This is a genomic window from Williamsia herbipolensis, from assembly GCF_036153515.1.
Taxonomy (GTDB): Bacteria; Actinomycetota; Actinomycetes; order Mycobacteriales; family Mycobacteriaceae; genus Williamsia_A; species Williamsia_A herbipolensis.
On the sequence record NZ_CP108021.1, the window covers coordinates 3,028,193 to 3,041,290 of the forward strand.

Sequence of the window (13,098 nt, forward strand, 5' to 3'; positions counted from 1 at the left end):
TCATTCCCTTGTTTGGTCGTGGTGGTGCCCGCTTCGACACCACCGGGTCGTTCTCGTCAGAGGTCGGTGGGCCACCCGTGGGCGAACTCGTCGTTGTGCTCGCCGATCGCGGGCGCGTGACGGCGAAGCGGGAACGTGACACCGTCGATGAGCGGAGCGGCGTCGAGGTAGGTGAAGGGGCCGGCAACGGGATGGACGTCCTCGCCGAACACGTGTCGGTGCAGCAACTGTGGGTCGTCGACCAGTTGCTGCCATTCGGTATGGGCAGGCCCGATCGACAGGCGGTGGTCGATCGCGAGATCCAACCACTCGTCCTGTGTCCGCGACCGGAAGCACCGGGTGAGAACCGATCTCAGGGCCTCGTCGTCGGGTGGGGGGTCGAGGAGCGCGTTCAGTGAGCAGAACGTGTTCCACTGGCCGTCGTCGAGGGCGGCGAAAGCCACCGCCTTGCCGTCGGACGTCTCGTAGACGTTGTACCGGGCGCCGGCTGTGCCGCCGTCGAGGGCGGGCAGGCCCACGTCGTCGCCGAACCGGTGGCGGTTCGCGGCGTAAACCACCGGCAGGACCGAATGCGAGAGGAGTGCGTCGGCGCCCGCGGCATCGATGACGCACCCGCCGCCACCCCGTGTGTGGCGAGCCCAGAGGGCCGCAAGCGCGGTGAGTGCCACCTGGCCACCGAGGGCGGCCGCGCTGTCACCGCCGCGGCCCGACACCGATGCGCCCGCCGGAGGGGCGGATTCGTCCACCGACAGTGCACCGGCGTGCGCACTCATGTGCAGACCGTGCGCGGGGATGACGGCGTAGGGGCCAGTGGCCCCGAATCCGCTGACGCGACAGTGGATCAGGTGAGGGTTGCAGCAACGCAACGCCTCTGGCGTGAGCCCGGCACGTGCGAGCGTTCGCGGAGCGTTGCCGTCGATGAGGATGTCGGCGGCTGAAATGATGTCCAGCGCCTGACGCAGGCAGGAGGGATCGAACAGGTCGATCGCCACCGACCTCTTGTTGCGATTCATCTGGAGATGGGCGGGGCTGTATCCGGGCTGAATCTGACCTAGGACCCACCTCAGCAGATCTCCTCGGGGTGGTTCAAGCTTGACGACGTCCGCGCCGAGGTCGGCGAGCTTCATGCCGACGGCCGCACCGGCGAGCAGCGGGGCCGACTCGACGACCTTGACCCCAGCTAGCGGCGGTATCATCCGGCGTCCGTCAATCGCAGGCCGTGGGCCACAACCGTGTCCACGAGACGCGCGAACCCCTGTGCTCGATCGTGCTGTCCCTGTCTGTGAGCACGGGCCACGCGAACCTCTACTGCCAGAGCCAGACGAGCCATCCCAAGACCCTGAAAGAAGGGGAGGTCCCTACACGAGCGCCCGGTGATCGCTTGATAGGCATCATCGATGAAGTCACGCGGCGGAAGTGCACGGAGGCTGTCGGGATCACCGGCGCCGAGCGCGAAGGCGGCAAGCAACGGGTCCATGTCGGCGGTTGCCCAACGAGCGCTCAGATATCCGAGGTCGACCATCGTGGCCCCGACGGTCGCGGTTTCCCAGTCCAGGACACACGACACGGTCGGGGTGCGCTCGTCGTGGATCATGACGTTCATCGCCGAGTAGTCACCGTGCATCAGGCCGCAGTGCCACCGCGCCGGGCGGTGGTCGGACAGGGTTGCCAACAGCCGTGTCAGGTGGTCGACGTCGCGTACCGAATGGTGGTCGAGCATGGCCCGCCCCTTCTCGAACTGCCGGTCGAGGAACTCGGCGGCGGACGCGCGGGGTCGGTCGAGAACTGGTGCGGTGACCGCGGTGTCGTGGATGTCGGCCAGGGTTTCGACGAGCGACCAGGCCAGCTTCTCCCCGCTACCGGGGTTTGTGATGGCGGCGGGCAACGGCCCCACGAGGGTGTGACCGTGGACCCAGTCACAGACGAGGAGGTCACGGTCGATGGGGCAGCCCGGCGACGCGGCGCACAATACCGGCGACGGATGGGGGACGGGACTCCCCGACAGTCCCTGAAGCACAGAGAATTCGCGCGACAGGTCGTATCCGCCGGACGAATCACGTAGGGGTGCCACGCGCATCGCCCAGACGTGAGAGGACGTACGCACCCGGAACACCAGATGACTGTTCCCCGCCTGCTGAGGGTAGGGCGCGATGGTCAGCGGGCCAGAATGCGGTGGAAGCGCACCGTCGAGCCAATCGGCGAGCTCCGTGAGTTCGGCGTCAGACAGTGTGCGGGCCGGAGTCATCGACATTGGAAACCGCCGTCGAGCCGGACGGTCTGACCCGTCATCCAGCCAGCCTGCTCCGAGAGTAGATAGCTCACCTGGGCGGCGACATCCTCTGCGCGACCGGTCCGGCCCACCGCCGACTGCATCGCGTAGAGATCGCGGACCCCGGCATCGGTCACGGCCGCTGCCGCCGGGGTGTCGACAAGGCCCAATTGCACAGTGTTGCAGGTAATCCCTCGGTGTCCGAGCTCCCGAGAGGCTGTTCTGATCAGTGCCTCGGCTGCTGCCTTGCTCGCGGCGTAGGCGCCCGATCCCGGTAGTCCCAGCACGGAGTTCACCGACGACAGTGCGACGATCCGGCCGTCGTCGACCATGTGTCGGCCGCACTGATCGATCAGCCGCAGCAGAGCGTGGGTGTTGACATCGAACGATCGCAGATAGTCGGAGTGCAGATCATCCGCCAGCCTGCCCACGCGCGCGAAAGTGAAGTGGGCAGCACAATGCACGAGACCGGCCATCGGTGTCGGGATCGTGGCCCGCGCGTGCTCGACAACGAATTCCGCGGAGCCGGGGTCGGCCAGGTCGGCCGCGACGACGGTTGTCTGTGCGCCCAGCTCCTGGCATTCGCGCGCAGTCTCGGCTGCGCGGGCGTCGCGGGTGCGGACGACCAGCGTGACGTCCCACCCCGTGCCTGCCACGCGGCGACAGATCTCCGCGCCGAGGGTCCCGGACGCGCCGGTGACCAGTACGTGGCGTCTTTCACTTCTCACGTCCACCTCATCACCACCACGGCACCGTTGAGCCCGGCACCCGCGGTCACCAGAACGACGATGTCCCCCGAGGTGAGTTCGTCGGCAGACATTCCGACCCCGATGGGGAGCGATGCCGATGCGGTGTTGCCCACATGGCGTCCCGATATCGGTACCTGTTCCGGTGACAGTCCCAGAATCGACGCCAGCCCCTCGACCATTCGCACGTTGCCCTGGTGCACGAACAGGCGATCGACGTCGGCGATGTGAAGTCCGGCATCGGCCAGGGTCTGCTCGATGAATGCCGGTAGTCGTGTCGCGAAGAGGTTCGCGACCTCCTGTCCCCGCATCTGTAGCGGTTCGACCGCGGTCGAGCCCTGGATCGTCCGGTCGGTGTACAGGGAGCTGGTCAACTCGCTGTGGGTGAACATTTGCCACGCCAAGATCCCGTGGCCCGTCGGAACGGGTCCCAGGAGAAACGCCCCGGCACCGTCACCGAACAGTGGAGCAATGCGCTTGTCGTGTCGGTCGGCGTAAAAGGCCGCGCGGTTGGCGCCGATCACAAGCGTGGTGTCGGCGAAACCCGCCCGTGAGTAACTGAGTCCCGTGATCATGCCCTGCGCGAACCCGGCGCAGGCGCCGTCGACACTCAACGCGGGTGTGAGCCCGAAATGGAGTGCGGCGTGGACGTCGAAGGCGGGGGCGGGAACAACCCTGTCGCCTCCCGTGACGGCAACGATCAGCAGACCCGGTTGGAACGAACGGCCTGACCGCACAGACGCATCGTCGAGCGCCTGCGCGCCTGCGGTCGCCGCCATGTCGGCGACCGTGTCCGACGATGGCAGTCGCCGACGCTCGACGACCCCGATTCTCCGTTCGATCCAATCGACATCGGCTCCGCAATCAGCCGCGATCTCGGCGTTGGACACGATCGTGTCGGGCAGACACATCCCCACACCGAGGACCCCGTACCCACCAAGACCGCTCGCCCCCCCGGTGCGCGCAGTGGCTTCCACGACATCGACGTCGGTTTGCTGTGTAGTCATATCTGTTGTGTCCCAATTCGTTCGGGGACCATTGGTCCGTTGACGTTGAGCCGCGCTGACGCTCGGTGGGTCCCCTGCGGGATCGTGATCGACAGATGAGAGGCGGCTTGGGCGCGTCGTCGACCAGGCGACGTCTTTCAAGTGAGACTGTAGCGACTCACTTTGCACTCCGTGACGGAAACCGGTATTTCCGCGTACCGGAAGCGTGAGTCTGGTTGTCAGTCGACGTAGGTCCCTTCGATCTGCCGCCAGTGGAGGTCGATGTCCGATTCGTCGACGCCGTGCGCGGCGAGATACCCGCGGTGTAGATGACGTGCCTGCTCGTACGTGTCGGGCCGGATGGCTGCCATCGCCACGACGACGGCGTTGAGAACGGCTGCGCGGCTGGTCGTGTCGGCCGTAGGTCGGGTCGGTGGTGACATCGTCATCGTGCTCCTGACGGCCGTCCGGCCGGGCGCCGTACGGATCGATCGTGAATACGCGCTCGCGCGCACGTGGAAGCCCGCCGGGTGATGACAGACTTGCCGGACAGGTGCCCGGGAGATCTGAGACTAGCTCGTTTATCTTTGATGCGCCGGGCGGCGACACCGGCTCGACGTCACAGGCTCGTCATCACCGATCGCGATACCGTGTTCCCGCCCGACTGCTTCGCTACGTAAAGCGCGCGGTCGGCGTGGTGCAGGATCTGGGAGAGTTGGTGGCCGAGAGTGTGCGGATCGAGGAGGTGTCGAGGAACCGTCACCGTGCCCACACTGGCAGTGACCCCCCACGGCGCGCCGATCCGATGGACGGCGGTGCGGATCTCCTCTCCCACATCCGGTATGCGCGGGGTGGACAACAGCGCAGCCACGGCATATTCGTCGCCGCCGAGTCGGCAGTGCAGATCTGCGGAGGCGCTGCGTCGGACGGCTGTGGCCACGTCGCTCAGCAGGCGATCACCGGCGAGGTGACCGTGCCGGTCGTTCACCGCTTTGAAGGAGTCGAGATCGAAGACGGTCACCGCGACGATGTCGCGGTCGGCCGAAGAGTTGATGAGCTCGGCGCGAAACGCCTCCGTGAGTCCGCGTCGGTTGAGGAGGCGGGTGAGCGGATCGATGGAAGCCTCGGCGGCGTCGGTGCGGAGCAGCCACAGACCGATGTGCGACGCGACCGGGATGGCGATGAGGATCGTCATCGCCATCGCGCCCTTCGCGATCACGAGGGCGACATCCGGCTGTGGTCCTGTCACCAGAGGGAGCAGCACCGCTGCGCACGCCGCCACCGACCACGTCGCATGGACAGCGATCACGGCCGGTCCGTGGAAGAACGTCACGTACAGGCCCGGGATGAGCATCATCAGCGTTCCGCTCAGTCCCGCGAGCGGGTTGGCATCGACGTAGGCTGCGGCCGCGAGGCCGATGTCGGCGCAGCCCACGAAGGCCAGGGACATTCGCTGCGACAACCAGGCCCAGAAGGCCCATCGCACGGCCCACATGGCCGCGAGGCAGGCTGAGGTGGCCGTGACACACGTGCCCGCTGCGGTGTCGGGGCCGGCCGGCGACACCAGCATGGCAATCGCGGAGATCGCCATCGAGGCGGCGAACGCCGCGATCAGGAGCCTGACGACCGTTGCCAAACCGCGCTTCTCGAGAAAAGTACGCATCCAGAGGTGGTCGACGGGAGCTGTCCACCATCGCCCCGCGAGATCGATCAGCCGGCATATACCCGCTCCGAATGTCGGCGTTCGTGCTCCGCCCGCTCCGACAGCGTCGGGGGGCGACACGTGCGCCTCGTGGGCGCACGCATCGTGCACATGTCCGTCTTGATGGAGCATCGACGGTCACCCGATGGACGTCGGCAGGGTCCGTTCGAGGAATGCGACGTAGTCGGCGGATGCGCGCCGAAAGGCCTCGCCGAGATAGATCTCGAAATGTCCTACGGGGTAGCGCCGGATAGTCGCCCGCGGTGCAGTGGCAGCGAAGGCGAGAGTGGGACCGGGAGGCGCGACGGAGTCCTTGTCGCACACCGCGAAGAAGATGGGTGACGTCACCGCCGCCGCGGCTGCTCCAGGGGTGTAGAAGGGGATTCGCGCCGCGATCCGGGCGGGAACCGCGTTGACGAACGCGACGCCGGGTGGAACGAGAGCGAAGTATCCGCGTTTGACGTCGGGGGCGTTCATGAGAGCGACGTCTCCGGGATCGCCTGCCAGTGGGATCATCACCGGCTTCGCGGAAGATCCGGTGGCGGCGAGGTCTTGCGCGGCCAGTGCGCCGGCACCCACGGCGGCGGCGCCGAGGGTCAATGTCGATGCGGCGCCGGTGGTGAACGGACACTGGCTGATGACCGCGGCGATCCGCCGGTCGGACTTCGCCACCTCCAGGACGTGCCCACCGGAGAAGCTCGTGCCGAACACCGCAATCCGATCAGGGTCGACGTCGGGTAGCTGTCGGGCGTACCCGATCGCCGCATGCCAGTCGCCGAGCTGCCGATCGATGTCGAGGAGTTGGCGGGGTGTTCCGCCACTGGCACCGAAATGACGGTAATCAAATGCCAGCGCAACGTAGCCGGCTTCGGCGAATCGCTGTGCGTAGGCGTCGAGCCGCATCTCCTTGAGACATCCGAGGCCGTGCCCGAGAACCACCGCGGGTCCCCGCCGGCGGATCGGACCGGCTGGACGGTACAGCCACGCCGCGCAGCGGTCACCCCCCGACGCGAAGGTGACGTCGACTCGCGTCACCGAGCCCGACGCCCGAGGCAGCGCGAATCCCGTTGCGGAGGTCGACAGCACGGCGGCAGAAGCACCGATACCGGTGAGGAATGTCCGGCGGGACACCGAGAACATGGCGGGCTCCGTCCTACAGTTCGTTTGTGCGTGGATGTACCGCTTCTCGTCGCGACACCGTGGCGCGATTCGATGGCGCCCCGCCGGCCTCCGGCCATCGCTGAGCGGCTACCGCGCCCATGCTGGACGCCCCCAACGCGACCGACAACCCGATCGCTGCGGTCACCGGGGACAATTCCTTGCGCGCCGTCGCAACGAGGACAGCGATCGCATCGGCAATGTCCACCGCAGAATTGATCAGGAGCAGTCGCCGTGGATTCTCGAAGTCATCGATGGTGAACAGCTGATGAGCGAGGACGGCGTTCCGGATACCGAACATGCGAAACGTGGTGCTCGATGCGCTGTCGACCACGGGAATTCGGAATGCCCGCAGTGCGCGCTCCGGTGCGAGGATTGCCGCGGCGGCCATGGCCGTGCGTCCGATCACCAGCGCTCGGAGCGCGATCGGCACGGGTCGGTTCGGCGTCGGGATGCTCATGCTGTTCTCCGTGATCTCATGGGTTGAAGGTTGTGATCAGCCGGTCAGGCCGAACATCGCACGCACAGACTGCTCGAGCGTGCGCAACGTCGAGCCTGGTGAGGTCGTCACCAGACTGGGGACTGTCGCGATGTCGCACACAGAGGTTCGCGGCGGGCTGGCGGAGCGGGATTGCCGATCCAGCCAGTCCAGACTCGCAGGCAGACCGGTGAGAGCTGTCGTGACGTGGAGGCCCAGGGCCTCCCGGCGCTCGGTGATCTGCGCTCCTCGAGCGCACTCGGAGGTGATGTACCGATCGACGCCTGAAACAGGGACCACCTCATCGGCCACAGCGTGATAAATGAAGCGGGGCACCGTGGTCGGATCGCCGCCGAGTTGTGCCTGCTGGCGCGCGGAGCGGATGACAGGGTCTCGCCAGACCGTTCGGAACGGTCGGTTGAAGAGGGGGCCATATGACTGGCCGATCGAGAGGAGTGTGTTCGACACGGCACACCCACGGGACAGGCGAGCGAACGCGGCACGACCCGCAGGGGTGAGGTAGCGATCGAGTCGCTCCGACAGCCGGGGATAGGAATGTCGAAGGCCGGCGATGACGAAGAGTCCAATCCCCGCCTCGAGCGAGCCGTCGAGATGCTCCGGCACGGCTCCGATGTCGACCGGGGTGCCCCCCATCGCGGCACCGACGAGATTGATCTCAGGTGCGTAGCGAGGCTGGACCTGCGCCGCCCAACCCGTCGCCAGGGCGCCGCCCGAGTACCCAGCAACCCCCACGGCGGAGCTCGATGACAGTCCCGTGGGGGAGAATCGCGTGGCCGCACGGATTCCGTCGAGGACGGCGTACCCCGGCTCGCGTGGCGCTGTGAACCTCGAGTTCTGACCCTCGTGGTCGGGGATGGCAACAGTCCATCCACGGTTCAGGGCGGCCGCTACCAACACCAACGATGCCGACGCCGGGAGCACGCCGTCGAGATCGGCTCCGGTGGAGAGGTTTCGCGATGGTGCGCACTGGGGCGCGGTCGCATCCTCGAACAGTTGGTAGGACAGGAGCCTCGATGTCGAGCGGCTCGGCGGAGGCGCGAGAACCGTGGTTACCGTGGCCGTGGGTCGGCCGCTTTCGTCAGATGTGCGGTAGAGCAACTGCCACGCGCGCACCCCGATCGGGAGAGGAAGTCCGATGGTCGCGACGGTGGTCGCCCGAAACTTGAGGACTGTCCCGGGGGCTGTCGTCTCGAACCCGGCGGGTGGGGAGTAGAAGCTGGGTGACGGCGGCGAGGCTTCTGCTGCGGCCTGGGTCGCCACGAGCCCGCCGAACACCACTGCGAAAGTCGCGATGAGCGTTGTCAGCTGCGTCACCGCGCGACGCAGGCCCCGCCTGACGGGCACGCTGGCTGTGGGAGGCGGCGTGCGTCGATGCGCTGCTGTCGGCTGATGGTCCCGGTATCGAGTCATCGTGTCATCCCGTCTTTGTCATCTTTGTGTTCGGTTGGCTCGTGCTCGAGGTGATCGAGTGCTGTCATAAGCTGGCCTCGGAGAGTGGGCCAATCTGTTTGCAGTGGCGCGCATCCCGGAATGGAACCGAGAATCACCGATCCACGCACAGCGGCTATGGCGGCGGCGACGAGTCCTGCGAATCCGGGGGCCCGTGCGAAGTCGGGCAGTAGGAGTCGACACCCTGGATCGCACTCGCCAGGGCGAGATCGATCGCCGGCCTCACGGTGTGCGCCAGATTCTCGTCGGTTCGCGCAGCGACGAGCAGGTCGATGACGGCGTAGGACAGCGGATGGTTGTGGGCCTCCCAGATCCGGTCGAGAAGGACGAGCGCGGTCTCGCGTTGGCTCATCGTCGCAATCGGTGTGGACAGGGCGTGCGTGGTCACCCGCTCGAACAATTGCCCGACCGCCGCGGTGACCAGGGCCGCCTTCGACGGAAAGTGGTGCTGCTGGGCGCCGAGGCTCAACCCGGCTCGCTCGCACACTCCGCGCCTGGTCAGCGAGGCGTAACCCGTTTCGACGAGAGTCGCGAAGGCGGCGTCCATGAGGGCGTTTCGGGTTGACGAGGTGCGCTCCGCCTGAGTGCGGGAACCACGACTCACTGCATCGGTAGAACAGGTTCTCAACCAAAAAAAGTGCGTTTGACTTGTAAACTCTGGGACCGCCCATGTCCGATCGTTCTCAGTCGCGGTCGCTGGGGTGCAGCAGGGCTGTAAGCCAGGGCACGACGACGTCGACACGGCTGATGCCGGGGCTTCAGTGACTGGCACGGAGGGCGTCGGCGCTGACCGACGATACGTCGATCTTCTCGCCTCGGTGGATGGACGCGCCCGCGCGGACCTCGGCATTCAGATCTCTACCGACGATGATCCCCGCCGCGATCTGACCACTGACCATCGCGCCCTGGGTCGCGGGGCCAGATGGCGTGCTGGTGCCGACGAGATAGAGCCCTTGTATGGATGTGGCGGGGCCTGGTCGCATGGGTCCCATCTGCGTCGGTGTGTAGGCGAGACCGAAGGGCGCTCCTCCCGTGTTGCCGACATAGCGTTCCTGCGTGGCGGGCGTGCCCAGTTCCGAGATCAGCACCCGCGACGACGATCCCGGGATCGCCTGTTCCATTCGCTCGAGCATCCCGTCGAGGACTATCTCCTTGACGCGCTGGTACTGCTTGTTTCGCTTGTATTCGCGATCGGCCACGTCGTAGCCGTCGAACCCCCAGAGGTCGGGACGGTACGGCGCCAGCGTCTGTACCTCGACTGTTCCGTGGCCGAGCGGCGCAGCCCGTCGGTAGTCGGGATCGCGTCGAGATGACGACTGGACGAACATCGGTTGCGAGCGGGCGAAGTCTCGCGCCCAGGCCTCGCCATCGCGGTGGCCTTTACCTCCGGCCGTTCGCTCGCCGAACCGCTTCAAGGACATGAGCGAGTCGGCGACGCTGAGGTCGGGTATCGCGAAGTAGTTGGTGTTCGGGATGTCGGACAGATCCATCGCGACGCCGAAGAACCCGTTGATCAGCGGTTTCGACATGGTCCACGATCGCGATCTCAGTCGGAGTCGCCTCGACAGGTTCTCGGTCCCGACCAGGTCTCGGAAGGTCCGCACCGGGTCGAGGTCGGAGACCACTATCGGCGCATCGAGATGCCGCCCTCCCGTGAGCTCGACGCCAATCACCGAGCCCCCTTCCGTGCGGATACGGGCGACTGTGGTGTTCGTGCTGATCTCGCCGCCGTTGGCACGGATGACGGCGGCGAAACCGGCTGCGAGCGTCTGACCGCCGCCGCGTGGGTAATATGCGCCGCCCCCCACGTAGTTCTGAAGGAAGATCGCGTGCCCAAGGGTGCTCAGGGTCTCCGGCGTCGATGCCAACGCGCCGTTCTGCACCGACATCGCCAAGATCGTGCGCGGACTCAGCCCGCACCTCACGAGAAGCGCCACATACGGGAGGAAGGCGTACGGTGCGGCCCAGCCGGCGCGGCCCATGGCGGCTGCGAACCGTCCATACGACTGAGTGTCCCTGGTTCGGTCGAGTGACTCTCCTAGCTTGCGGAGGACGCCCACCGCGCGCCGTATACCGGCGCGGTCCTCGGGAAAGGCGCCCTCCAGATTGATCAGGTATCGGTCCCAGTCCGCGGGTGTTCGAACCTCGAGTCCCGGCGCGATGACGGTGTCGAAGCGTGTGGGATCGAGGGGTAGCCAGCCGATCGCCTCGTCGAGACCCAGCCCACGAAGGAGTCGCGGTACCTCGCCTTCGGGACCACAATCGCCGACATAGTGCACACCGCAGTCGAATTCCCATTCGTTGTCGCGGCGGAAGACATGGGAGCTGCCCCCGAGGATTGAGTACCTTTCCACGAGGAGCGTCTTGTGTCCGAGCGCTGCGAGGTGGGCTGCGGCGCTGCAACCGCCCAGGCCCCCTCCGACGACGATCGCGTCGAACGATCGGTTGCCTCCGGCTCCGTGCGCGCGGACCGAAATCACGTCATCGTGCGGCATAAACCCACCTAATCGTCGTTGAACTATCCTCAAACTTGAATCAAGTTCATAGTTGAAGTCGCTGCTATTGTGTCCGCATGCCGACCACCCGTCAACCCTCCGAACGCATGGTGAGACGCCGAGAGCGCACGCGGACGCTGATCCTCGATCGGGCCGAGGAACGGTTCACCGACAGCTACGCGGCCGTGCGCGTCGACGAGATCGCCGCTGCGGCAGATGTGTCCGTCGGATCCATCTACACCCACTTCGGCAACAAGGACGGTCTGTTTCTCGCGGTAGCCGAACGTGCGCTCGACCAGATCATCGAGCGGTTGGCGGTCGCCTACGAGGAAGCCGCCACCCCGCTTGACCAGATGATCCGAACCGGTGAGGTGTGTCTGGACCTGCTCCTCGAGCGTCCGTTCCTCATCCGGTTCATGATGGGTGAGGCGATGAGCGCCGTGAACACCGAAGTCCAGGAGCGGATCCGACAACGCGTGTTCGTCATGTACGACGGCTTCGCCGATATCATCAGGCGCGCGGTAGCCGAGGGTGAGATCTTCGCGGTCGATCCGGACCTCCTCGCCCGATATCTCGTCGGTTCGTGGAACGGCGTTCTCGCCCTGACAGTGATCGAGCCGGACGTCTTGGTCTCGAACGCAGAGACGTTGCGCAAGATGATCTCTCAGGCGACACGAATCCTCGTCGCAGGCCTGGTGCGTCCCGACGACCCGCGAGTTCTCTGGTCTGGCGAGTATCACTGACCGAACTGCTGCTAGCGGAGTGCGGTCGACGCGCGGTTGCGCAATGCGTACTGCAAGCCGGGATCGTGACCGAGCCCCCATCGCGGTCCGATGAAGGCGCGTCCGGCGACCGGGTCATCGCGCAACGTATGGTCGAACCACCCGAGCATGATCGGCGCCAATGGATTGTGGGCCGGGTCGTCGACCGGGGTCACGTGTCCGGTCCCGCGCGCACACAGCAGGTAGGCGGGCAACCGGGTGTTCATCTCGAACTGTGTCCACCGCACCCAGAGATAGTGCGGCACCACGAAATCGTTGTAACCACTGAGGTACAGGGTCGGCACCTGGGCGAGTGCGCCGATCGCGAGTGGTCCGGGTTCGACCGCCAGTGCACTGCGCACGACGAGAGCCGGATCGATCTGCTTCCAGACGTTCGCGGGCAGACTCGTGGCCTGTTGTGTGGCCTGACCGCCCGCGGAGTGTCCTGCCACGGCGACGCGCCCGAGGTCGACGCGTCCGTGAAGCGGGTTCCGTCGATCGGCGTTTGCCCGCGAAACGGCCGATGCGGCCATGAACGGTAGGTATCCCAGCGAATTGATGTAGTCGTAGGACACCGCAACCACGTATCCATTGCTGGCCAGCATCTTGGCGGTTCGGTCGTAATTGCCCGGCTCGGAGAGGATACCTCCGGTCCAGAGGATGACCGGCAGCTTCTCGAAGCGAGGCGCGTCGGCCGGGTAGTACAGCGCGACACCGGACGGGGCTTCTAGGCCGCCGGGAAAGGTGCGCGAACAGGTGAGATCGGAGTGGTTGTTGCCGATGCCGATCGCAATCCCGTTGCTGATCAAACCGTAGAGCGAGGTGCACGCACCCACATCGAGGGTCTGCGCGGTTCGGTACGGACCGGTGAGGGACGACCCGGTCGATGCGCTGACGGCCGGGGTCGGCGGTGTGGGTGCGGCAGACGCGACACCGGCGGTGAGGCCGAGTGCGAGGAGGAACACGGTGACGGTGGTGACCACGGTGGGACGGACGTTGCGCATGGCAACCTTTCGACGGGAATGGACGCGTT

Annotated in this window: 13 protein-coding genes; 1 reads left to right on the forward strand and 12 read right to left on the reverse strand. The window is 66.2% G+C overall.

From position 1 onward, the window contains the following. Window positions 1-56: 56 nt before the first annotated feature. The 11 genes from OG579_RS13785 to OG579_RS13835 all read right to left on the reverse strand — a co-directional run bounded on the left by OG579_RS13785 (window position 57) and on the right by OG579_RS13835 (window position 11,304). Window positions 57-1,196, reverse strand: coding sequence for a CaiB/BaiF CoA transferase family protein (locus OG579_RS13785; protein WP_328856384.1), 1,140 nt, complete (start codon window positions 1,194-1,196; stop codon window positions 57-59). After that, complete coding sequence (locus tag OG579_RS13790; RefSeq protein WP_328856385.1) at window positions 1,193-2,251, reverse strand: phosphotransferase family protein; 1,059 nt, start codon at window positions 2,249-2,251, stop codon at window positions 1,193-1,195. The genes OG579_RS13785 and OG579_RS13790 overlap by 4 nt, the downstream gene beginning before the upstream one ends. Continuing rightward, window positions 2,242-2,997: an SDR family NAD(P)-dependent oxidoreductase gene (locus OG579_RS13795; RefSeq protein ID WP_328856386.1), complete on the reverse strand. Its 756-nt coding sequence runs from the start codon at window positions 2,995-2,997 to the stop codon at window positions 2,242-2,244. The genes OG579_RS13790 and OG579_RS13795 overlap by 10 nt, the downstream gene beginning before the upstream one ends. After that, on the reverse strand, window positions 2,994-4,163 hold the full coding sequence (locus tag OG579_RS13800) for a 3-oxoacyl-ACP synthase III family protein (RefSeq protein WP_328856387.1): 1,170 nt from the start codon (window positions 4,161-4,163) through the stop codon (window positions 2,994-2,996). Before OG579_RS13800 ends, OG579_RS13795 begins: the two co-directional genes overlap by 4 nt. Before the next feature lie 77 nt (window positions 4,164-4,240). Continuing rightward, a complete protein-coding gene (locus tag OG579_RS13805) occupies window positions 4,241-4,450 on the reverse strand; it encodes a hypothetical protein (RefSeq protein ID WP_328856388.1) in 210 nt (69 codons plus the stop codon). A 170-nt stretch (window positions 4,451-4,620) separates the two neighbouring features. Beyond that, a complete protein-coding gene (locus tag OG579_RS13810) occupies window positions 4,621-5,784 on the reverse strand; it encodes a GGDEF domain-containing protein (RefSeq protein ID WP_328856389.1) in 1,164 nt (387 codons plus the stop codon). A 57-nt stretch (window positions 5,785-5,841) separates the two neighbouring features. After that, window positions 5,842-6,843 carry an alpha/beta hydrolase gene (locus OG579_RS13815; RefSeq protein WP_328856390.1) on the reverse strand — a complete coding sequence of 334 codons (1,002 nt, stop codon included), beginning with the start codon at window positions 6,841-6,843 and terminating at the stop codon, window positions 5,842-5,844. A gap of 13 nt (window positions 6,844-6,856) precedes the next feature. Further along, window positions 6,857-7,252 carry a hypothetical protein gene (locus OG579_RS13820; RefSeq protein ID WP_328856391.1) on the reverse strand — a complete coding sequence of 132 codons (396 nt, stop codon included), beginning with the start codon at window positions 7,250-7,252 and terminating at the stop codon, window positions 6,857-6,859. Between the two features lie 105 nt (window positions 7,253-7,357). Beyond that, complete coding sequence (locus tag OG579_RS13825) at window positions 7,358-8,674, reverse strand: lipase family protein (RefSeq protein WP_328856392.1); 1,317 nt, start codon at window positions 8,672-8,674, stop codon at window positions 7,358-7,360. Window positions 8,675-8,924: 250 nt separating this feature from the next. Then, window positions 8,925-9,659 (reverse strand): TetR/AcrR family transcriptional regulator, encoded by a 735-nt coding sequence (locus OG579_RS13830; protein ID WP_328856393.1) that lies wholly within the window; start codon window positions 9,657-9,659, stop codon window positions 8,925-8,927. Beyond that, complete coding sequence (locus OG579_RS13835; RefSeq protein WP_328856394.1) at window positions 9,568-11,304, reverse strand: phytoene desaturase family protein; 1,737 nt, start codon at window positions 11,302-11,304, stop codon at window positions 9,568-9,570. Before OG579_RS13835 ends, OG579_RS13830 begins: the two co-directional genes overlap by 92 nt. 77 nt (window positions 11,305-11,381) lie before the next feature. Between OG579_RS13835 and OG579_RS13840 the strand changes: the two genes are divergently transcribed. Next, window positions 11,382-12,047 carry a TetR/AcrR family transcriptional regulator gene (locus OG579_RS13840; RefSeq protein WP_328856395.1) on the forward strand — a complete coding sequence of 222 codons (666 nt, stop codon included), beginning with the start codon at window positions 11,382-11,384 and terminating at the stop codon, window positions 12,045-12,047. A gap of 11 nt (window positions 12,048-12,058) precedes the next feature. Here the strand turns inward: OG579_RS13840 and OG579_RS13845 are convergent, their stop codons facing one another. Further along, the gene (locus OG579_RS13845; RefSeq protein WP_328856396.1) at window positions 12,059-13,069 is read right to left on the reverse strand and encodes a poly(ethylene terephthalate) hydrolase family protein; all 1,011 of its coding nucleotides are present in this window, start codon (window positions 13,067-13,069) and stop codon (window positions 12,059-12,061) included. Window positions 13,070-13,098: the final 29 nt, after the last annotated feature.